Consider the following 20,963-nt stretch of genomic DNA (forward strand, 5'->3'; position numbering starts at 1 on the left):
ATTCACCGCCCGGGGTGCCGGTGGCGACTGCGGGCGGAGCGTCGGGCGGTGCCCGTTGGTGGTCAGACCGTCAGTTTGACGGCCTCCAGGTATGGGGTGTTGTCCATGGTGCCGCCGAAGATGAATTCGGGGCGCTGGTTGACGCACTGGTGGTCGCCCCAGCCTCGGTCGTGGACGGCGGCCTCGCGGCAGATCTGGCCGGTGCCGACGTTGATGGCGAAGCCCGTCATGTAGGGGCCGCTCCGCTTCGGGTTGCCGATGTAGAAGTCCTTGCCGTCGTCGGTGATGGACGTCCACGCCGGTTGCCAGCTGCCCTGGTCGTTGGCCGAGTCGTCGTTGTGCAGTACGGCGTTGGCGGCCGAGCCGTCTGTTCCGCTCACCGAGATGTTGAGGGCCTTGATCGCCTTGTTCTTGCCCGACGTACCGGCGATCGTGCCGTCGCACACCGGCTTCTGCCAGCCCTGGCCGGCCACGTACGCCCGGTAGCAGATGTGCCGTCCCGACGGGTCGTTCGCCGCCAGGCGCCGTACGGCTGTCGCCGCCGTGTCCTGTGCGGGCCTCGCCGTCACCGTGGTGACCACCCTCGGGGCGTTCGCGGTCACCGTGACCGTGGGCGGCGGCACCGCCACGCCACCCTTTCCGCCCGGTTTCCCCGACTTGCTCGCGCTCGCACTGGGCGACGGGGACGGGGACAGGCTCGGGGTCACCGACACCGTCGGTGCCGGCGGCTCCGCCGGCGCCGTCGTCTCCTGCGGTGTGCTGTTCACCTTCGCCGCCTGGCTCCGGCGGTCGTCGTCGCCCGAGCCGCCGCTGCCCAGGATCACCAGCGGGATGATCACCAGGGCCGCCACCAGGAGCGCCACCGGGCCTATGATCAACGGCCTGTTCAGCAGTCCCGGGGACGTGTACTCGTCGTCCGACTGGCGTGACTCGTTGCGGCGGTTCGGCCGGCCCGGCCCCGAGTCCGGGGTGCGGTGGAGGACGGGGGCGCGGGGGGTGGGGCTCAGGCCCACCGGTTCCGGTAGCGCGTACGCCGACTCCGCCACCTCAGCCTCAGCCGGTTCCGGTGCCTGCGCCGGTTCCTCCGGTTCCGATGCCTCCGGTTCCGGAACAGGCGGCACTTCGGCCGCGGAAGGCGGGTGCGGCCCGCCGCCGTGACCCGCGTCGTCGCCGTCGCCCTTCTCGAAGGAGACCGGCTCCCCCGCGTACTCCTCCTCGTACTGCTCCGCGTGCTCCAGCAACCTGCTCGAACCGTCCGGCGCCACCTCCACGTACGCCACATAACCCGCCGCCGGGTCGGAGATGGACGCCGTCACCGCGGTGTCGCGCTCCCGGGCGTGCTGGTGGAGGGCGTCCAGGACCGCCGCGTCGGCCTCCGCTCCCTCCTCGGCCGGGACGGGACGGCCGTCGATGGTGGCGGAGCCGTCGCCGGAGATGACCACCGTGAAGCGGTGGGTGAGCTTGGACACCTTTCCAGGGGCCGTCGTTCCGTATCCGTCGCCTTCCGTGATCGGACTGCCCGTTTGCTCGTTTCGGCTCATGCCCATTCCTTCCTGCCGTTCCCGGCGTCGAGACCGGTGCTATCGCAACGGCTGCCGCGCGAGAACGGTTCAACTGGACGGGTGGCGGCCGGACTTGAGGGACCGCGCCATCGCTACGCACGGTGATCGGGGCAGCAGGGTGCGTTCCGTCGAACAGGCTGTCGTCGGCCCCATCGTCACTAGAGTCCCGGTGGTGAGTGTCTACGCGAATTCCCTGCGCTTCACCGTGCTGGGGCCGCTCCGAGCGGTGCGCGGTGAACAGGAACTGGACCTGGGCTCCCCACAACAGCGTGCGGTACTGGCCGCGCTGCTCCTGCGGAGAGGACGCCCCCTCACGCTCGGTGAACTCGTCGACGCCGTCTGGGGCGAGGAGCCGCCGCCCGCCGCCGTGTCCGTCCTGCGGACCTATGTCTCACGGCTCCGCAAGATCCTCGAACCCGAGCGGGACCCGGCCGAACCTCCCCGGGTGATCGTCTCCGTGGGGGACGGATATCTGGTGCGGGTCGCCGAGGACTCCCTGGATCTCGCCGTGTTCGAGCGGCGGGTCGAAGAAGCCAAGAAGCTGCGCGTCGACGGGGATCTCCCCGGCGCCGCCTCGCTGCTGAACTCCGCCCTCGGCCGGTGGCAGGGAACCGCCCTCGCCGGGATACCCGGGCCGCTCGCCGCGTCGGAGCGCACCTGGCTGGCGGAGGAACGGCTCACCACCCTGGAGACCCGGCTCGACCTCGACATCGAACTCGGGCGGCACGTCGAGATCGTCTCCGAACTCTTCTCGCTCACCCATCGGCATCCGTTGCGGGAGCGATTATCGCGACTGCTCATGCTCGCCCTCTACCGGGGCGGGCGACAGGCCGAGGCCCTCGCCGCCTACCGTCGCGCCCGTGCCGACCTCGTCGCCGAGCTCGGCATCGAACCCGGCCTGGAACTCCAGCGGTTGCATGACCGGATCCTCGCCGCCGATGCCTCCTTGGCAGCCCCGGCGACCCGGCCGTCGGCGACACCGGCCACCGACACCGCCGTCCACACCCCCGCCGACGGCGACCACGTGGCCCGGCCCGCCCAACTTCCCGCCGACCTCCCCACCTTCGTCGGTCGGCGGGCCGAACTCGACGGCGTACGTGCCCTGCTGCCCGCCGACGGGCAGTCCCCCGGCACCGTCGTCATCAGTGCCATCGGCGGCATGGGCGGCGTCGGCAAGACCACGTTGGCCGTGCACTGGGCGCACGAGATCGCCGGCCGGTTCCCCGACGGGCAGCTCTACATCAATCTGCGCGGCTTCGACCCGACCGAGCGGAGGATGGCGCCGGACGAGGCGGTCCGGATCTTCCTCGGCGCGCTCGGCGTTCCGCCGCTGCGGATACCCGCCGGGCTCGACGCCCAGGTGGCGCTGTACCGGAGTCTGCTCGCCCGGCGCAGAGTGCTGATCCTGCTCGACAACGCCCGGGACGCCGACCAGGTGCGCCCGCTGCTGCCCGGGTCCCCGGGGTCCCTGGTGATCGTGACCAGCCGTAGCCGGCTCGCCGGGCTGGTGGCCGCGGAGGGCGCACATCCGCTGACGCTTGACCAGCTGTCCTCGGCCGAGGCACACGATCTGCTGGCGCGGCGGCTCGGGGCGGAGCGGCCGGCGGCAGAACCCGACGCCGCGGCGGAGATCGTCGCGCACTGTGGCCGGCTGCCGCTCGCGCTGGCGATCGTCGCCGCGCACGCCGCCGTCAACCCGCACTTCCCGCTCAGCGCCATCGCCGAGCAGCTGACGGAGAGCCACGGCAGCCTCGACATGTTCGCGGGCGGTGACCTCGGCACCGATCTGCGGGCCGTGTTCTCCTGGTCGTACCAGGCGTTGTCCGCCCCGGCCGCACGGCTGTTCCGGCTGCTCGGACTGGACTGCGGGCCGGACATCTCGGTGCCCGCCGCGGCCGCTCTCGCCGGGCTCACGCCGCGCGAGACCCGGGCGCCGCTGCTCGAACTCACCCGTGCCCATCTGCTGACCGAGCGCTTCCCCGGCCGCTACGCCCTGCACGACCTGCTCCGCATCTACGCCGCCGAACGGGCCGCGATCGAGGAGAGCACCCGGGAGCGGGACCGGGCCGTCGAGCGGCTGCTCGCCTGGTATCTGCACACCGCCGACGCCGCCTACGCGCACATCACCCCGCAGCGCCCCCGCATCCCGCTCGAACCGCCGCCCGACGGCTGCCGGCCGCTGGGGTTCAGCTCGCACGACCAGGCCCTGGACTGGTGCGAGACCGAACGGCCCAACCTGGTCAACGCGGTGCACCGGGCGGCCGAGTGCGGGCAGTGGGGCATCGCCTGGCGGCTGCCCGCCGCCCTGTGGGGCTTCTTCTATCTGCGCAGCCATCTGCACGACTGGCTGGACAGCGCGCGGACCGGCCTCGCCGCCGCCCGCACCGCGCAGGACCGCCGGGGCGTGGCCCAGTCCCTCGCGGACACGGCGGCCGCGTTGCGCAGCCTGGGCCGCTACGACGAGGCCGCCGCCCACTTCCGCGACGCGATGACCGCGTACCGGGAGCTCGGAGACCTCCAGGGCAGGTCGCACGCCGTGACCAACCTCGGCGACATCTGTCTGCAAGTCGGCCGGCTCGCCAAGGCCGTCGAGTACACCCGCCGGGGGCTGGTCCTCGACCGGTTCCTCGGCAGCACCTGGGGCGAGGGGATCGGGCTGTCCAACCTGGGCGACGCCTACCAGCGGCAGGGCCGGTTCGACGAGGCCGTCGCGTGTCTGGAACAGGCGCTGACCGTGCTGCGCGCCGACGGCAACCGCTGGGTCGAGGGGGTCACCCTGGACATCCTCGGCACGGTGTACCAGCGCCTGTGCCGTTACGACGACGCCCTCGCCCACTACCACCGGGCGCTGGAGACGCACCGGGACATCGGCAACCGCTGGGGCGAGGGCCACACCCTGGGCAACTTCGGCGATGTCCAGCTGGCCGCCGGCGACCCCGAGGCCGCCCGTGTCAGCTGGGACCAGGCCCTCGCCATCTTTGCCGAGTTCGACCACCAGGACGCCGAGAAGATCCGCGCACGGCTCGGCCGCCTGGCGGACACACCCCATGAGGGGGCACCTCCGGCATGACTCGTGCGAACGGCCTGACATGCGGCTCCGGTCTCCTTCGGTGGTCGGCGTCCCGCCGTGTCCCGGGTGGCGGACGGGACACGGCGACCTCGTGCCCGTACAACGGACGGCGGCCGGGAAAGGATCAACGGTCGTACAGAATCCGATGCCGCTCGGCGCGCTTCCCGCCGCCGCTCAGCCCGCCTCGCGGTACGCCACACCGGACGCGTTCGGGGTCGTCCCGTCGTACAGACCGGTCGGGCTGGTCCGGGTGGACAGCGTGAACCAGGCGTAACGCTCCACGAAGTCCAGGCCGTTGAGCATCCGCGTGGACGACTTCACGAAGTCCGTCTGCTCCTGGGCGCTGGGGTAGCGGGGGGCGCCCTGGGACCAGTCGATGAGGCCGTACTCGGTGAGCCAGATCGGCTTGTGGTAGCGGTCGTGGACCTTCTGCAGGTAGCCGCGCAGCTGGTCGGCGGCGTCCGGCCCGAAGTCGGCGCCGTACCAGTGCAGCGGGATGAAGTCGACGCGCAGCCCGCGCTCGGCGGCCCCCTTCATGAACCGGTCCAGCCAGCCGCCCTCGACGTCACCCCCGCCGGCGACGGCCGGTGCGCCCATGCGCAGACCGGTGTCCTGCAGCCGGGGCCACAGATCCAGGGCCTGTTCCGGGGTCAGGGCGGCCTGCGTGTCCGAGTCGGGCTCGTTGAAGCCGAGCAGTTCGGTGCCCTCGCTCTTGGCCGCGCCCAGTTCGGCGTCGGTGACCGAGCCGGGGCCCCAGATCATCGGGACGTACTCGACGCCGTCGGGCCTGGTGACCGCGCCGGTGGAAGAGGTCCAGTTGTAGTACCAGGAGGCACCGGAGTCGGCGAGCGCCTGCGCGGCACCGTCGACGGGGTTGAGGCTGATGCCCTTGCGGGTCGAGGAGGTCTGGGTGGCGCCGCCGCCCGAGGTGGCGGAGGGATCGGGCGAGCCGGTGGCGGCGGCCCCGGTCCCGAAAGCGACGGTCATCCCCGTGCACCGGGTGCACTGCCGCATGACCTGGTTGCCGGGCTCGGCGTCCTGCTTGGACCAGGCGTACGCGGTCGGGCACTTCTGGTTGATCGCGTCGCTGTAGGGGGTCTTGGCGTCCCGGTTCGGGTTGACGCAGACCAGTGCCGTGCCGCTGTCGTCCTTGACCAGGTTGTCGGGCGGGCAGCCGGACAGCAGGTCCACGGCGCAGCCCGTCGCCGAGCACTCGCCGTCCTGCGGTACGTCGACGTCGTTCGGCGTGATGGTCACGGGGACGGACACGGCGTTGACGTAGCTGACGTCGTACCAGGGCGCCAGGCTGTCGGCCGGGTCGAAGTTGAACTCGGCGAGGCTGGTGGGCTGTTCGCCGGTGGAGCAGTGGTCGGCGTACGGGCCGCAGTCGCCCACGGCGCAGTGGAAGGTGCTGCCGTCCTCGCCCGTGCAGCCCTGGCGGGCGAAGAAGGTGCCGCGCCAGTGCCCGGCGCCCTCGTGCTCGGGGACGGTGATGGTGGCGGACTGCCCCGGGTCGAGCACCGGGAGCCCGGTGAGCGCGGCCGAGCCGTCCGCGTTCACCGTGCTGCCGACCCAGACGCGGCTGTCCGTCGTGTTCTGGAAGGTGACCGTGTGGTCGGCGGTGTCGCCGGCCGGCGCGCTGTTGATCTCTCCGCTGTGCGAGCGGTGCGCCTGGACGCCCAGGGCGGTGCCGGTCACGCCGACGACGACCAGGAGCAGGCTCAGGAGGATGGATATGCGTCTGCGCATAGAACGTGTGTCTCCCTGTCGGGGGTGCGCGAGTCAGGCGATCGGGTCTCGCCTGCGTCCAGGCACGACGGATGCGCGCGGCGGATGGTTCACCGCCGCCGGAGCCTTCGGGCGGCCTTCCGGGCGCCTTCCGGTCCTTCCGGGCCCGAGGCGGTACGGATCATTCCGCTGTGTCCGGTCCGTCCGCCGGCCGGTTGAACCGTTCGCCGGGGCCGCCCGTCGTGTCCTGCGTCCGCGGGGCCCGGCCCATCGGTACCGGGCCGGGAGCGAACCGAAGAGAGGGCAACCATGGCCGATGCCACCCCGGCGCCACGAGAACCGAACCGGTCGCGCCCGGAGCGCCCCGAGGTCGCGTTGGCCCGTGCGATGGTCGCGACGGAGTACGGGCTGAGTGCGGCCCACCGCTCGCGCGCCGAGGGGCCGACGCTCGCGGAACGCCTCATGGAGATGGTGCGGGACGGCTGGGCCGTCGTCATGGAGGCGCTGGGAGTGTCCCGGTCGCGGCGGGTGGGGCAGCCACCGCCCGCTCCGGGCCGGATGGCGGCCGGCCTGCCGGGCGGCCCGCCGCAGTGGGGTCCGGCGGCTGCGCCGGTCCCGTCCGCCCCGGCGCGGTGGGCACCGCCGGCCGGTCCCGAGGAGGCGGCGTTCCGGGAGATGGGCCGCCTCCAGGCGCTGGCGAAGCAGCTCTCGCCCCGCCGGTACGAGGCGTTCGAGGACGCCGTACTGCACCTGGTCAGGACCGACGACAGGCTCGGGAAGGTGTACGAGAAGTCTCCCGAGACCATTCCGGCCATCGCGCGGTACGCCGCCAACGCGCAGACGCGGGAACTGCTGCGCGAGGGCGACGGAGACCGGGCCGGGGCCGAGCGGACGGACCCGGAGGTCCGGGCGGCGCGGGAACGCACGGCCCGGGAACGCTTCGAACGGCCGGCGCCCCCGCCGGCGCCCGCGCAGGAGCAGCAGGGGCAGCAGGGGCAGCAGGAACAGTGGCAGGAGGTGTCGCCCGAGCCGCCGGAGGAGTCCCGGCTGCGCGACGTGGACGACGGGCAGGGGCGGTCCTACGACGCGCACGCCTTCGCCGCCGCCGAGGAGGCCGAGCGCGCCAAGCGGGAGGAGGCGCCCGGGCGGGAGGTGCCGGCCGCGACGGACGAGTCCCGCCTGTGGAGCGTGGGCGGCGAGCTGGCCTATGAGGCGCTGCCCTTCGCCGTGGCGGCGGAAGAGCAGCGGGCCTGGAGGGAGCAGTCCTCGGAGCGGGACGACCGGGAACGCCGGGACGGCCGGGAGACCCCCGCGCCGCCCTCGGATCCACAGCGCCCCGCGAGCCCCGAACCCGTCAGCCCCCTGAGTCCCGTAAGTCCCCTCGGTTCCCCGGAACTTGGCCTCCCCGCCGGAACCGACCGCCCGGCCGGTCCCGTCAGCCCCGTCGTCGCGGAACCTCCCCGGGCCCTGCTCGGCGACCGGGGCCTGCGGGCGGCGCGCGACGGGTTCGAGTCCCGGGACGGGCAGCCGCCCCGCCGTACCGCCGACTCGCCCTCGGCGGCCACGGTGCACCGGCCCGCTCCGGCCCGGACCGCGAAGGGCCCGACGAGATGACCGTCAGACCCGGTCGCCGGGGCCCGGCGGTGGCGGCGGCGGGCCGAACGGATCCACCGCGTCGACCGGCGGAACCTCTTTCCGCCGGTGCCCGCCGGGCTTGCAGCCCGCGAACGGCCCCTGCGGGCTGCGCAGGGACTCCATGACCGGCATCAGAAAGTCCCGGTGCCAACTGGCGGGCCCGGTCATCTCGGCGTCGGCGCCGGTCAGTTCGCCCCAGGCCAGCCACAGGCCGTGCAGCTGGGCGACCGCCTCCGGATGCTCCCACCAGCGGCCGCACCACGGTGTGCCGGACGTGACCTCCCGGCCGTAGACCGGCAGCAGCACATGGTGCGTCCACAGGGTGAGCCGGCGCAGCGAGTCCGCGTACTCGGCGCCCTCCAGGTAGAGGATGAACTTCGGTCTGGGCGGCGGGGTTTCGGCGGGGGGCTCAGCAGGCGCGGCGGGCGCCCGCTCCCACTTCCGCTCCCGCGCCTGGCCGTCGACGGTGTCGGTCGTCATGGTGCTCCTCGGTAGGACCGTTCGGCGGTGGTCGCCCACCGCCGAACGGTCACGCATCGTGTCTGCCGACGTGGTCCGCTACCGCGCCGGTCCGCTACCACCGCCCTGCTTCTTGTGGTGGTGGCCATTGCCCTTGTGGTGGTGGTTCTTCGTGGAACTGGTCGAGTTGCCCGAGCGCGAGGTTCGGCTCGCCGGCTCCGTTCCGGCGGCCGGGTGGGAGTAGGACTCGACCGAGCCGGACACCGGGTTCTGCGGGGGCTGGGGGTACGAGCTCGTCTGCTGGTAGGGCTGTTGGCTGTAGGGGCTGGACATCGTGTACGCCGGCTGCTGGCTGTACGGCTGTTGGCTGTAGGCGTTGGAGGTCGTGTACGCCGGCTGGCCGTAGGGGGCTGTCTGCTGGTACGGCTGCCGGGGGTACGGGGTCGTCTGCGGGGCGGTCCGGCCGTAGGGGTCGCTGAAACCGGTGGCCACCGAGGAGGTCCGGGTGCCGGCCGGCGTGAGGTCGGAGAGCCCGTAGCCCTGCATCTGCTGTGTCAGGGAGGTCATGCTGGCGTGGTACGGCGTGTCCAGCTGGTACCCGCCTGCCGTCGGGGCCGGAGCGGGGGTGTCCTGCGCCGGCGGAGCCGGCTGCTGATGCTGCGGCTCGTCCCGGGCGGCGAACGTGCCCGCCACGGCGAAGAGCCCGGCGCCGATGGCGCCCGTGGCCATGCCCGTCTGGGCGCGGTGCGGGTTCTGTTCCATGCCTGTGCTGTAGGCGCCGTACGCGGCGGTGAGCCCCGCCGCGGCGATGTCGGCCGCCAACTGCCTGTAGTTGACGGATTGCGGCCGGTCGGGGTGCCGGTAGTTCGAGACGATCTTGCTCGCCTCCTTGCCGGCCCGGTACGTTGCCACCAGCCCGGTCAGGGCGACACCGGCGCCGTATCCCGCCTGCGCGGCCAGGTCGGCCGGGGCCGCCGCCGGCGCCCCGGCGATGCCGGCGCCCTGCATGATCGAGCCGCCGCCGGCGCCGATGGCCTCGACGATCCTGTGGTCGTTCTCCCCGACCCACTTGGCCGCGTGGGAGCTGCCGCTCTTGACCGCGGAGAACAGCTTGGAGTCCTCCAGGTAGTGCCAGCCGTTCGTGATGGGCGAGTACCAGGGCTGCCTCTGCGGGAGTGCTTCCAGGGACTCCGGGTCCAGATTGACAACCCGGGCCTCGCTGAGGCGGCGGTTCGAGGGGGGCTCCGGCGGCAGCTGGTCGAAGAGTTCGCGCAGGCCCAGGCTGGATGTGCTCGACGCGCTCTGGCCGCTGCCGTCCGAGCCGGTGGGTGAGCCGTTGCGCCTCGTGCCGCCGCGGTCGGGCTCCTTGCCCTTCTTCCGGTTCGAAGGACCGTCCTTGGGTGCCATGCCGTATCTCCTTGTGGTCCGTGGAGAGCCGTGCCGGTCGGCGCCGGCTCACTGCCGGTCAACAACGGAATGCCGACGGAACGGGTTCAAGGCGCGGCCCCGCACGGTGAACCGGCCTCCCGGCCGCCGCCGTTGTCATGGACGCGGTCTCCGGGCGAGGGGGCGACCGTCCGTCTCGCAGGATGACCCGCCCGCATCGAAGGAAAGGAAGGTGACATGGCAGGTTCGGATTCCGGAGCCAGCAGCACCGCTTCCCACGCCGGCTCCTACCGGTCCGTCAGGGTCCGCAGGTCCGGAGAGGTCGAGGACTCGGGCCGCACCGTCCCGGACGACGCGCCCACGCCCCTCAGGGAAGCCCTGGTCAGCGTGTACAACCAGGGCACCGACGAGTACTACGCGATCACCCTCAGCTCCTCCGGGAGCGCGTACCGGGCCCAGCGCTGGGACCAGAGGGCGGCGAAGTGGGCCCGGGACAACAAGGGGACCGTCGCGAGGGCCCTGCTCGACGTCGCCCCCTCACTCATCCAGGGTGCGGCGAACTTCGTGCCCGAGGGGCTCGCCCGGACCGCGGTGAAGGCGGTGGGTATCAGCGCCCAGGCGGCGCTGGCGGGCTATGACGCCTATCAGCTGTACCAGCAGGACCAGGCCGACCCGTTGCGGGTGGCCGCGGTCGCGGGACGGGCCGTCTCCACGGGGCTCAACATGTACAGCGCCACGGGTGAGCAGGGAATGTCCACCGCCATGGCCGGCGGAGCGGCGAACTGGGCCGCGGGCGCCGCGACGGTGACCAAGGCGGTGGCCGACGCGATGGACCCGGCCCTGCCGATGTACCGGCAGCGCGCCAACCTGCCGCTCCAGGACCTGCCGTCGCGGTTCCAGCCGCCGCCGGCCGGGACGCCCGCCTCCGCCGCCTCCACCGAGTCGTTCCACACGGCGCACTCGACCTTGCAGACCGATGCGACGGTCCCGGTGCCCCCGCTCACCACCCGGCCGGTCCGGGACTTCAGCCCGCCGAGCAGCCGGGACTCGCAGTACAGCGGGCGCTCCTCCGGGCCGTCCTCGGGCCGGACCGCGACCCGACCGCAGGCCAGGTACACGTCCTACAAGCCGAAGAGGCAGGAGGGTGGTTCGAGTCCCGGCAGGTAGCCGGGGCCCATGGCCCACGCGGGCCCCGGCTCGCCCCCCTGCCGGTCAGGTGTCGGGTCGTACGACCCCCAGGACGGCCATGGAGCCCGCCGGGGCCACCGTGACCCGACGGCCGGGGCGGGGGGCGTGGATGATCTCCCCGTTGCCGATGTAGATCGCGACATGGCTGGCGTCGGAGAAGTAGATGATGAGGTCCCCGGGGCGCATGGCCGTGACGGGGACGTGCTTCAGCCGGCGCCACTGCTCCTGCGAGGTGCGCGGGACGGGGACGCCCGCGGCCAGCCATGCCTGGGAGGTGAGGCCCGAGCAGTCGAAGGAGCCGGGGCCCTGCGCGCCCCACACGTACGGCTTGCCTAGCTGCCGGGTGGCGTAGGCGAGGGCCTCGCGGCCGGCGGGGCTCGCCTCGGTGCCGACCCGTTCGAGGATGCCGGTGCTCTCCCACTTCGCCTGGGCGTCGTTCGCGTCCTCGGTGTCCATGGCGTCCAGTTCCCGGCGCTGCGATGCCGCCAGGCGGGACTCCAGCCGCTTCGCGGCGGCGATGTGCTTCTCGATCTTTTCGCGCTCGGTGTCCATGGTGCGGCGGTTCGCGCGGAGGCGGTTCAGGACGTCGGACGCCTCGTCGGTGTCGGCCCGGAGGTTCCCCCTGGTGGTCGTCACGGCCGTGATGACCAGCTGCGTGCCCTGCTGTGCCTGGCGGGCCAACGAGGCATTTTCCAGGGCGTGCCGGGGGTCGCCGGAGAGGGCGAACTGTACTTCTGCCGGCAGGCCGCCGCCCCGGTACTGGGCACGGGCGGCCGCCCCGGCCAGCGCGGTGAGGCGGGCCAGCCTCCGCTCGGCCGCGCCGGCCCGGGCCCGCAACGTCCGGACGCGCTTCTCCTGCCTGGTCACTTTCACGTCGGCCGCGTTGTACTTGTCGGTGGCGACCTCGGCGTCGTGGTAGAGGCGTTGGAGTTCGGCGCGTACCTCGGCGAGGGTGGTGGGCTCGGCCCGGGCGGGCTGCTGGACCGTCGCCGTCAGCGCGAGGGCCAGGGCGGCGATCTCCGCCGTCCGGCGGCCGTGGGCGCGGAGGGTCCGTCTCATCGGGACCGGAACTCCCTTCGGGGGCGGTGGTTCGCCCCCACAACGGCGGTGCGCGGCCATGTGGTTCAAGGGCCGGTCTGTGAACCGGTACGTGTCCGCCGCCCGTTGTGCCTCGCGGTGGGGCGTACGCCGGTGAAAGGTGCTGTATGAACGCCGAGTTGCTGCTGCTCGCGCTGTGCGTCGGGTTCGGCGTCGGCTGTCTGCTGGCGGCCCTGAAGGCGCTGCTGGCGGCGGCGTGGCTGCGGGTGCGGGGGCTGCGGGTCATGGGGACCGTGACCTCCCGTACGGCGGCCGACCGGCGACCGGGCGCGCTGGTGCTGTTCTCCGACCACCTGGGGCGCGATCTCCTCCTCGACCCCGGGCGGTACGCACCGCTGTGCGGGCTGCCGGCGGTCGGCCGGAGCGTGCCCGTGGTGTACCGGCGGGAGCGGCCGACCGTGGCGCGGCTGTGGAACACACGGCACTTGCTGGCGCCGTCGTTCGGGTGGTTCCTGACGGCTGCCGTGGCGTTCGGTACGGGGGTTGTGGTGGGGCAGTGACATCCGGCGGGCAGGACGCACGGGTTCGCGAGCTCGACGCCCTGCGCGGGTTCGCTCTCTTCGGGATTCTTCTCGTCAACGCCCAGCTGATGGCGGGGCCGTACACCGGCTTCGGCGGCGGGCCGGGCGCGTCCGTCGCCGACCGGGTGGCCGCCTGGCTCGTCACCGCGCTCGTCTCCACCAAGTTCTCTCTGCTGTTCTCCTTCCTCTTCGGCTACAGCTTCGTGTTGCAGGAGCGGTCGGCCGAGCGCGCGGGTGCGGCGTTCGCCCCGCGTCATCTGCGGCGCGTCATCGCCCTGCTGGGCATCGGGCTGGCCCACGCGGTGCTGCTGTACCCCGGGGACATCCTGACGCTGTACGCCGCGCTGGCACTGGTGCTGTACGGGCTGCGGGGGCTGTCCCCGCGCGCCGCGTTGCGGCTGGCCGCGGGCCTGGTCCTCGGGCTCGCGGCCGTGCTGCTGGCGTACGGGGTGCTGACCGTCGCGTACACCGCGCCGCTCACCCCGCAGGCGTATGCGCCGTACGTGGCGGACACGGTGGACGCCTACCGCGGCGGGGCGGGTTCCGTGCCGGCCGAACATGTGCGGGAGCTGCCGTCGGCGTTCGGTACGGCCCTGCTGTACGCCCCTGGCAAACTGGCCGCGTTCCTGGCGGGGCTGGCGGCGGCCCGTGTCGGGCTGGTCGAACGGCGCGGCCGGGACCGGGCCTGGCTGTGGCGGGTGGTGGTGCGCGGGCTGCCGGTGGGGCTCGCGGGCGGGGTGGTCTCCGCCTGCTGCTGCGCCGGCCGGCCGCTGGACAGCCGCTGGTTCCCGGTCGGGGAGGCGGTGGCGGTACTGACCGGGCCGGCGCTGGCGGCGTCGTACGCGTGCGGGCTCCTGCTGGTCCTGGACGCGGTGCGGCCGGCGGCGGCCCGGGTGCTGGCCGCCGCCGGCCGCATGGCGCTGACGCACTACCTCAGCCAGTCGCTCGTTCTCGCGTTCGTCTTCACCGGGTACGGCCTCGGGCTGTACGACCGGCTCGGCACCGCCGTGGTCCTGCTCGGCTGTGTGCTGCTGTACGTCGCCCAACTGGCCGCGGTCGCACGGCTGATGGCCCGCACCCGGTACGGCCCGGCCGAGCTGCTGCTGCGTGCGGTCACCCGCGGTACGGCGACCCGGGGCCGGCCGGAGCCGGTTTCTGGAAGCTCACGCCCGTCAGACGGCGTGCGGCGCGTTCCGTGATGGCCGCCGCCTCCGCCTTGGCCGCCGCCGAGATGGCGCCCGCGCCGGGTTCCTTGTACCAGGGGCGGAGCCGGATCAGGGCGGGCCGGATGCCGGTGGCGAGGAGGAGGGCGGTGCCCTTGGGCAGGGCGCGGATCTTGTCCGGGGGCAGGACGGCCTCCTGGCGGAAGGAGTACGAGCGTGTCGTGCCCTCCTTGCCGCGGTTGATGGTCGGCGTCTTCACGTCGTGCTGGCCGACCAGCGTGGAGATCTTCTGCACGAAGTCGGCGTCGTCCAGGCCCGCGCCGAGCAGCTTGACGGTCGCCGCGCTCCACAGCGCGTCCATGCCCATCTCGCCCCACACCCGCGCGCCCTGCCGGTAACTCTGCAGCAGCGTCACGACGTTGATGCCGCGCGAGCCGAAGTGCGAGTAGAGGTCGGGCAGATCGGAGATGCGGCACACGTTGGCCGCCTCGTCCAGGACCGCGGTCAGCGGCGGGTCGAGGCGGCCGCCCATGCGTTCGGCGGCGACCACGCCCGCCCGCATCGTCGCGTCCGCGATGCCCGCGATGACACCCGCCGCCGAACCGCCGCCGTCCTTGGAGAGGAGGTAGAGCGTGTCCGTGCCGAGGACGTGCACGTCGGGGCGGAACTCCGGCAGGTCGGGCTGGGGGGTGACCCAGGCGAGGATCTCGGGGTCCAGGAGGCAGGCGACGGTCTGGCGGGCCGTCTCGTAGATGCCGTCCCGGGTCTCCACCGCGCCCCGCACCGTGCCCTGCAACTGCTCGGCCATCGCCACCAGCCCGGCGTCGCGCAGCAGGTCCACCGGGGTGCGGTCGGCGGGGTCGGCGAGCCAGCCGAGGAGGTCGGCGACCGAGGCCCGGCCGCGCGCGGCGGCCAGGAACAGCGCGGTGAGGGTGTTCTGCGCGGCCGAGATCCAGAAGTCCTTCTTCGCGGTGTCGTCGTTGACGGACGCCACGAAGTGGCCGGCCAGCCGCCGGGCGCCCTCGATGGTGTGGCACTCGCCGAGCAGGTTCCACCACATGGCGCGCGGGGAGTGGGCGATGCCCTGCGGGTCGAACGTCCAGACCACGCCTTCCTTCTCGCGCTCGCCGCGGGTGACGGCGTACACGTCGGACTTGTTGGAGGTGAGCAGGACGGCGCCCTGGGCGCGCAGCACCCGGGGGATGGCGATACCGGTGGACTTGCCGGCCCGTGGCGCCATCAGGTCCAGTTCCACGTCCTCGTAACTGCTGCGCAGCTCCGGGCCGTTGGGCGTCAGGTCGCCGAGGAGGTTGCCGGTCTCGTCCGGGTGCAGCTGCTCGCGGCCCTTGAGCGTGGGGCGCAGCTCGCGGGCGCGCGCCTCGATGCCCTTGGGGCACATGGCAGCCAGTTCGCGGCGGCCGGCCAGGCCCTTGGGTGCGCCCGCACGGTGGAAGAAGTACCGGGCGACGAGCGCGCAGGGGAGCGCGAGGAGGACCAGGAGGGCGAGCATGCCGCCGTAGACGGCGGCGGGCGGGGTGCCCGGCCACAGCTGGCCCGGTCCGTCGGAGGCGAGGCGGCCCACGGTGGACAGGCCGAAGGGTGGGCCCTGCCAGCCGTGGCCGGTGAGGCCGGAGCCGAGGGTGCCGCCGGTCCACGCGAGGGTGAACACGGCGAGAACGGTCACGGCGATGCCGACGATCGCCCAGGAGACCTGGGTGTTGAGGTCGCCGCCCGGGCTGGGGGAGGTCATGCGGTCCACCTTCCGGTGCCTCGCTCGTGGGCCTGCCGGACCTGGGCGGCGGTGTGCGCCACCGTCTGTTCCAGCTCCAGGGCCTGTTCCACGGCCGTCTCGTTCGGCGTCCAGCGGGTGTTGGTGTTGTGCAGATGGCGCTCCGCGTCGGTGATGGCGACCTTGATGGGGATGCCGGGCCGCCCGCCGACCTTGATGAGGAACCGACCGCGGCCCGGCGGCTCCTCGTGCTCGCCGGAGACGCCCCAGCCGGGCGGCGAGGACCACGACGAGACCAGTTCGATCTCACGCCGGGACAGGCCCACCACCTTCCCCAGCTCCTCCATCTCGGCCCGGGGCAGCCCCGCGCAGACCACCATCCCGGCGCGCTCCACGAAGCCGCGGGCCTTGGCCCGGTCGGAGTCGGTGCCCAGCGCCTCGGCGTCCTTCAGGGTGTGGGTGATCTTCGCGTCGCCGAGACCGAGCGAACGGTTGAGGCGGGTCAGCGCGTCGATGCGGTCCACGATGCCGGAGGCGGCGCGCAGTGGACGCCACAACTCGTCGAGGACGGTGAAGAACCAGCGCCGGGGGGTCAGCCCCGCGTCCGCGAGCGCGTGCGAGGCGGCCACCGTGCCCAGCCCGTCGGACCAGGCGGCCAGCATCGCGGCGGCGGTCAGCTGGGTGTCCGCCTCGCCGATGCCCGAGATGTCGATGCACACGGCGGGCGCGTCCGGGTCGATCCGGGTGGAGGTCTCGGAGGCGAAGGTGTCGCCGAGCGGCCCGTCGAGAATGCCCAGCAGGGAGCGGTGCAGCGGGTCCACGGCGTCCCGGTAACGGGTGTCGGAGCCGCGGTCCAGGGTGACCGCGCGGACCCGGTCGGGGCCCTCGGTCAGCACCCGCAGCAGATCCGGCAGCAGCGGTGCCCGCCCCGGCGGGGTGTGCTCACGCAGATGGTGCAGTACGGCGGAGAGCACGGACTGCTCGTGGTCGTCCATCGGCCGCCCGCGCACGATGGTGACCAGGGCGGCCACCATGTTCAGCACCCGGCCGTGGGTCTCGGCCTTCAGCACCTCGCCCGCCTCGCCGCCGATCCGGGCCGCTGCCGCGCCCATGGCCCCCGGGTCCAGGACGTTGATGCCGCCCCGGCCGCGGCCGATGGAGATCACCTGGCCGCCGAGCGCGCGCACGGTGTCGGCGTAGTCGGGCTTGAGGTCGCCGAGCACCAGCGGGACGACACCGGTTGCGGCGAGCCCGATCAGCATCCGGTTGACGAGGGTCGACTTGCCCAGGCCCGGCATGCCGAGCATGAACAGGGAGGGGTTGGAGATGTAGCGGGCGCGGGTGAACCAGTTCAGCGGGTCGCCGCAGACCGTGGCGCCGGTGAACAGATGCTGGCCGAGCGGTACCCCGGTCATCGGTGAGCCGGAACCGGCGGCGAACGGCCACATGCCGCAGGCCTGGACGGTGGTGGCGCGCCACATGGTGGGCGGGTCGAGATAGCCGACGCGCCCGCCGCCGACGCCGTACCAGCCGCGGGGCGGGACGTACGGCCGCTTCGGGTTCTTCTGGTTCTTCTGGCTCTTGTCGTTCGCGGGGCCGTGGGTCCCCGACCGGGCGGGGTCGTCACCGGGATCCACCGGGTGGCCGGACAGGAGCGCCTTGCGGGCCCGCTCCTCGGCCGTCCGGTCGGCCCGCTCGGCCTTCTTCCGGTCGCTCCGGCGGCTCACAGCGCCTCCGACAGTTCGTGCGGGACGAGGGTCTGCTCCCACGGGAGGATCCCGGCGGGCAGGGTGCAGCTGAACGCCGCCGCCTGCATCCGGTCGGCGGGCCGCATCAGCACCCGGGAGGCCGCGGTGAGGTTGCGCACGGCCACGCCGGCGTCGGCCAGTTCGGCGACGTCGTCCACGGTGACCGTCAGCATCAGGGAGAACTCCACGAGCCCGGCGCCGGACGCCTCCTCGGCCGCGGTCTGCTCGGCCGCGCGCATCTCCGAGACCGCGCGGGCCTGCACCATGCCCCGGCCGGACGTGGCCATGAACTGGGCGGCGCGCCGGTCCGCCTCCACGATCCGGGCCGAGGTGGCCGGGTCGAGCGGCCGGTACACCAGCGCCACCCGCTTGCGCCGGGTGCCCGGCAGCGCCTCCAGCATGCCCCGCAGCACCGAGGACCGTACGGTGCCGCGCGGGGCCAGTGTCATCAGCCAGGTCCGGGAGACCCCCGAGTCGTGCTGGTAGCTGCTGACCGTCTCGACGGTGGCGGCCGGACCGGCGTCCTCCCACTCCAGGCCCGTACCGCCGTACTGGTTGCGGGCGTCGAGCACGTCGGCGGCGACCGCCGGGTCGTAGGCGACCCGGACCACCTCGGCGATGCGCTCCGCCGACAGCGGGTAGGCGGCCCCGCCGCCGGCCGCGACCAGCCCGCTGAGCAGACCCGGGATACGGATCGCCAGGTCCGCGATGACATCGTCCTTCTTGCGCCGCTGGCCCGGCGGGACGCCGTAGGTGAGGGAGATGTACGTGTGCATCTCGGAGGAGGCGGTCGGGTAGCGGGCGACGACCTCCTCCATCACGGCGCGGGCGGCGGGCGGCGCGTCGGGGTGGATACGGGGCAGCACCTCGTGGGCGAGCCGGGTACCGGGGTCGGGTGCGGTCTCCACGATCACGGAGGCGCCGCGCAGCCCGGGTTCGTGGGCCAGCCGGGCCAGCCACTCGCCCCACAGCGCCACCCAGACGTCCACCTGGTCCGCGTCGACCAGCGAACCGCCGTCCGGTTCGCAGCCCAGGACGATGGTGTAGAGGTTGCGGTTCGGGTGGTGCAGCACACCGAACGGCCGGTCGTAGGCGTCCTGGCCCTCGTGCGCGGTCACCTTGTTGAGCAGGCCCGGCGGACGGAACCGGCCACCCGGGCGGGAGGACAGCGGGCCGGAGACGTACAGGTGCGAGCCGTTGGCCTTGCGGCGCCACCAGCCGATCCGCAGCGCCATCAACTGGTAGACGTTGCGCCCGTCCTGGGTGCGGATGGCGAGCGGCATCAGGAACAGCGCGATCGGTACGGCGACGACCAGCGCGGCGTAGAGGGAGATCAGCGAGGCGAGCAGGGTGAGGACGAGCCCGCCGAAGACACCGATGGTGCCGACGAGTCCGAGCGGCCCCAGCCCCGGCCGCCGTGGCCGGCGCCAGTTGCCGTAGGTGGGATGGGTGACGGCTTCCGTGGACATGAGGGTCAGGGCTCCTCTCGTACCCCTTGTTCGGGGGACGGCGGGTGGGGTTGGCAGGCGGCGGGCGGGGCCGCCGGACTCCCTTGGGTGTCGGGAGCCCGGCGGCCGGTCATGGGAGGCGCGCGGGAGCCTCCGTGGGGGTCACGGTGCGGGCGGCGGTCAGGAGTTGTGCCCCCGGTCGCCGTCGGCGCCGTCCAGCGAGCCGGACGCGGTCCGGCCCACGATCTTGGCGGCGGTGGTCGCGGCGGCGACGGCCGCGCCGACGGGGCCGGCCGCCGCTGCCGCCCGGCTCGCGCCCCCGGCCGCGCTGCTCGATCCCGCTCCGCCGGCTCCCGCGCCCGCTCCGGCGCCCGACGGCCCGGTACGTTCCGAGCCGCTCGTACCACTCGTGCCGCTCGTACCGTTCGTGCCGGAGGATCCGGCGGCCCCCGCCGCCCCGGCCGGACCGCCGCGCCCGGAGGCCCCGCCGGAACTGCCGCCGCCCGTCGTCCCGGACGCGCCGGAGGGGCCCGCGCCGCCGGTCCGGCCGCTGGTGCCGCCGCCGCTGACGCCCCCGCCGAGCGAGCGCGCGCCGGAGGCGAGGGCGCCGCCGGCCGCCGACATCGCGCCGGAAGTGGCACCGGCCCCGCCGAGGGCGGCGGTGGCGGGCACGATGAGCTTGAGCAGCGCGGGCAGGGAGACGGCGGACAGCAGCATCACGCCGATACCGGCGATGCGCTCGTTGACGCTGACGGGGTCGTCCGTGTTGAGCATCACCACGCCCCCGTACATCACGAGGGCCGCGGCGGGCTTGTACAGCAGCCAGGCGATCATCCAGCCGACGTGCTTGCGCCACCAGCCGCCGCCCCACTCCGTCATCGAGGCGGCGGCCGCCAGCGGCAGGGTGCCCAGCAGCAGGATCATCACGCCGAGCCGGATGTAGAGCAGGATCGTGTGGATGATCCCGGAGATCAGCAGCAGGAAGGCGAGGATCATCAGCAGGAAGGCCTGGATGCCGCCGCCGTCCGTGCACTGGCCGATGTGGTTCAGCTGCTCCTGCGCCCCCGCCTTGAACAGATAGTCGGCGTAGCGGTCCGAGAGGCTGGCCGCCGCCGACACGAGGGTGGTGGCGCCGCCGGAGACGAGGACGACCCGGAGGATCCCCTTGAGCGCGGTGCGGCCCGCGTCGCCGCGTCTCTCGATCGCCATCCGGCAGGCCGCGAAGATCAGTGAGCCCACCGCCATATAGACCACCAGCCATTGCGAGGCTTGATTGATCTTCTGTGACGACTGGACGTTCGACAGGGTCGGAATGGCGGTGGCCAGTGCGCCGAACACGGTGATCGCGGCCGACAGGACGAAGTCCGCGATGGCGGTCATGATGGTTCCGATGGGGTCACCCAGGAAGCTGAAGAACCCCACCAGCGCGTCCAGGACGGGCACCCCGGTGCCTTGCGAGCACTGCATGTCAGGCCTCCCAGAGGAGATAACCGCGGGTGTTCTGCACCGACCGCACCTGCGCGTAGAGGGATCCGTCGCTGAACGGCACCACCTTCCAGTCGCCCTTCTCCCAGCGGAGGTTGACGGTGGTCGCGGCGTAGCCCTGGGTGGACCGCATGAGCAGGTTCACGCTCGCCGTGGTCCTTGTGCACGAGGGCACGGAGAAGCCGACGTACGTGGAGACGGCCGACGTGTCCGTCGTGTTCGCGGCGACGGAGTCCGCGACGGTCGAGCGGCGGAACACGAACATGTCGCGCGGCTGCCCCGGTACGAGCTGCTCCGCGGCCACGGTCCGCCAGCCGGACTCGCCCATCTGGGCCGTGATGATGTGGGCGGCCAGCACGGCGCCGGTGGCGGTGTGGGCGAAACACCACCACGGCGTGCCGTCGTCGTGCGTCGGCCCGGCCGCCGCGGAGACCGGCACCCGTACGACGCCGATCATGCGCCAGTCGATGTCCTTGGGCGCGGCCGTCGGCAGGGTGGCACCGGCGCTGTCGTCGGTGCGGCAGCCCCGGGGCCGGCCGTCCTCGGTGAGGGAGCCGGACAGCGGGCCGGAGGAGGCCACGGGGGTGCGGCCGTCCCCGCCGGAGGCCACCGCGGCGAACCCGCCCAGCACGACGGCGACGGCGAGGAACCCGGCGGACAACTGCCAGCCGCGCTGCCGCCAGTAGGGCTCGGACTCCTCGGCCCGCCGTTGCCTGCGTGTGAACATCTCGAAGGCCGCCTGC

At 73.3% G+C, this 20,963-nt stretch carries 15 protein-coding genes; 5 read left to right on the top strand and 10 right to left on the bottom strand.

The features are described 5' to 3' along the window. Positions 1–62: 62 nt before the first annotated feature. Positions 63–1,541 carry a hypothetical protein gene (locus CTZ28_RS18105; protein ID WP_183154450.1) on the bottom strand — a complete coding sequence of 493 codons (1,479 nt, stop codon included), beginning with the start codon at positions 1,539–1,541 and terminating at the stop codon, positions 63–65. Positions 1,542–1,734: 193 nt separating this feature from the next. On the opposite strand from CTZ28_RS18105, the gene CTZ28_RS18110 reads away from it, so the two are divergent. Continuing rightward, positions 1,735–4,632 carry an AfsR/SARP family transcriptional regulator gene (locus CTZ28_RS18110; RefSeq protein ID WP_121890597.1) on the top strand — a complete coding sequence of 966 codons (2,898 nt, stop codon included), beginning with the start codon at positions 1,735–1,737 and terminating at the stop codon, positions 4,630–4,632. A gap of 174 nt (positions 4,633–4,806) precedes the next feature. Here CTZ28_RS18110 and CTZ28_RS18115 read toward each other — a convergent pair whose 3' ends face one another. Continuing rightward, the gene (locus CTZ28_RS18115; RefSeq protein ID WP_121890464.1) at positions 4,807–6,381 is read right to left on the bottom strand and encodes a glycosyl hydrolase; all 1,575 of its coding nucleotides are present in this window, start codon (positions 6,379–6,381) and stop codon (positions 4,807–4,809) included. A gap of 288 nt (positions 6,382–6,669) precedes the next feature. Here CTZ28_RS18115 and CTZ28_RS18120 point away from each other — a divergent pair, with 288 nt between their 5' ends. After that, entirely contained in the window at positions 6,670–7,974 is a 1,305-nt protein-coding gene (locus CTZ28_RS18120) for a hypothetical protein (RefSeq protein ID WP_147481167.1), read from the top strand. Positions 7,975–7,977: 3 nt separating this feature from the next. Here the strand turns inward: CTZ28_RS18120 and CTZ28_RS18125 are convergent, their stop codons facing one another. Both CTZ28_RS18125 and CTZ28_RS18130 read right to left on the bottom strand, forming a co-directional pair. Beyond that, positions 7,978–8,475, bottom strand: coding sequence for a DUF4913 domain-containing protein (locus CTZ28_RS18125; protein WP_121890466.1), 498 nt, complete (start codon positions 8,473–8,475; stop codon positions 7,978–7,980). A gap of 78 nt (positions 8,476–8,553) precedes the next feature. Beyond that, positions 8,554–9,861 carry a hypothetical protein gene (locus CTZ28_RS18130; protein WP_121890467.1) on the bottom strand — a complete coding sequence of 436 codons (1,308 nt, stop codon included), beginning with the start codon at positions 9,859–9,861 and terminating at the stop codon, positions 8,554–8,556. Between the two features lie 216 nt (positions 9,862–10,077). Between CTZ28_RS18130 and CTZ28_RS18135 the strand changes: the two genes are divergently transcribed. Beyond that, positions 10,078–11,007: a hypothetical protein gene (locus CTZ28_RS18135; RefSeq protein WP_121890468.1), complete on the top strand. Its 930-nt coding sequence runs from the start codon at positions 10,078–10,080 to the stop codon at positions 11,005–11,007. A 45-nt stretch (positions 11,008–11,052) separates the two neighbouring features. Here the strand turns inward: CTZ28_RS18135 and CTZ28_RS18140 are convergent, their stop codons facing one another. After that, complete coding sequence (locus CTZ28_RS18140; RefSeq protein ID WP_121890469.1) at positions 11,053–12,087, bottom strand: C40 family peptidase; 1,035 nt, start codon at positions 12,085–12,087, stop codon at positions 11,053–11,055. 146 nt (positions 12,088–12,233) lie between these two features. On the opposite strand from CTZ28_RS18140, the gene CTZ28_RS18145 reads away from it, so the two are divergent. Together CTZ28_RS18145 and CTZ28_RS18150 are read left to right on the top strand one after the other, a co-directional pair. After that, on the top strand, positions 12,234–12,626 hold the full coding sequence (locus CTZ28_RS18145) for a hypothetical protein (RefSeq protein WP_121890470.1): 393 nt from the start codon (positions 12,234–12,236) through the stop codon (positions 12,624–12,626). Next, positions 12,623–13,846, top strand: coding sequence for a DUF418 domain-containing protein (locus CTZ28_RS18150; RefSeq protein ID WP_259471681.1), 1,224 nt, complete (start codon positions 12,623–12,625; stop codon positions 13,844–13,846). Before CTZ28_RS18145 ends, CTZ28_RS18150 begins: the two co-directional genes overlap by 4 nt. Here the strand turns inward: CTZ28_RS18150 and CTZ28_RS18155 are convergent. The 5 genes from CTZ28_RS18155 to CTZ28_RS18175 all read right to left on the bottom strand — a co-directional run bounded on the left by CTZ28_RS18155 (position 13,761) and on the right by CTZ28_RS18175 (position 20,947). Next, positions 13,761–15,560 carry a type IV secretory system conjugative DNA transfer family protein gene (locus tag CTZ28_RS18155; RefSeq protein WP_121890599.1) on the bottom strand — a complete coding sequence of 600 codons (1,800 nt, stop codon included), beginning with the start codon at positions 15,558–15,560 and terminating at the stop codon, positions 13,761–13,763. The two genes, CTZ28_RS18150 and CTZ28_RS18155, sit on opposite strands and share 86 nt — an antisense overlap. Next, positions 15,557–17,266 (bottom strand): ATP/GTP-binding protein, encoded by a 1,710-nt coding sequence (locus CTZ28_RS18160; RefSeq protein ID WP_121890471.1) that lies wholly within the window; start codon positions 17,264–17,266, stop codon positions 15,557–15,559. Before CTZ28_RS18160 ends, CTZ28_RS18155 begins: the two co-directional genes overlap by 4 nt. Next, on the bottom strand, positions 17,263–18,756 hold the full coding sequence (locus CTZ28_RS18165; RefSeq protein WP_121890472.1) for an SCO6880 family protein: 1,494 nt from the start codon (positions 18,754–18,756) through the stop codon (positions 17,263–17,265). The genes CTZ28_RS18160 and CTZ28_RS18165 overlap by 4 nt, the downstream gene beginning before the upstream one ends. Positions 18,757–18,915: 159 nt before the next feature. Then, the gene (locus CTZ28_RS18170; protein ID WP_121890473.1) at positions 18,916–20,202 is read right to left on the bottom strand and encodes a hypothetical protein; all 1,287 of its coding nucleotides are present in this window, start codon (positions 20,200–20,202) and stop codon (positions 18,916–18,918) included. A gap of 1 nt (position 20,203) precedes the next feature. Next, positions 20,204–20,947, bottom strand: coding sequence for a DUF8175 domain-containg protein (locus tag CTZ28_RS18175; RefSeq protein ID WP_121890474.1), 744 nt, complete (start codon positions 20,945–20,947; stop codon positions 20,204–20,206). Positions 20,948–20,963: the final 16 nt, after the last annotated feature.

Origin of the sequence: Streptomyces shenzhenensis (genome assembly GCF_003688995.1) — a bacterium.
Lineage (GTDB): Bacteria > Actinomycetota > Actinomycetes > Streptomycetales > Streptomycetaceae > Streptomyces > Streptomyces shenzhenensis_A.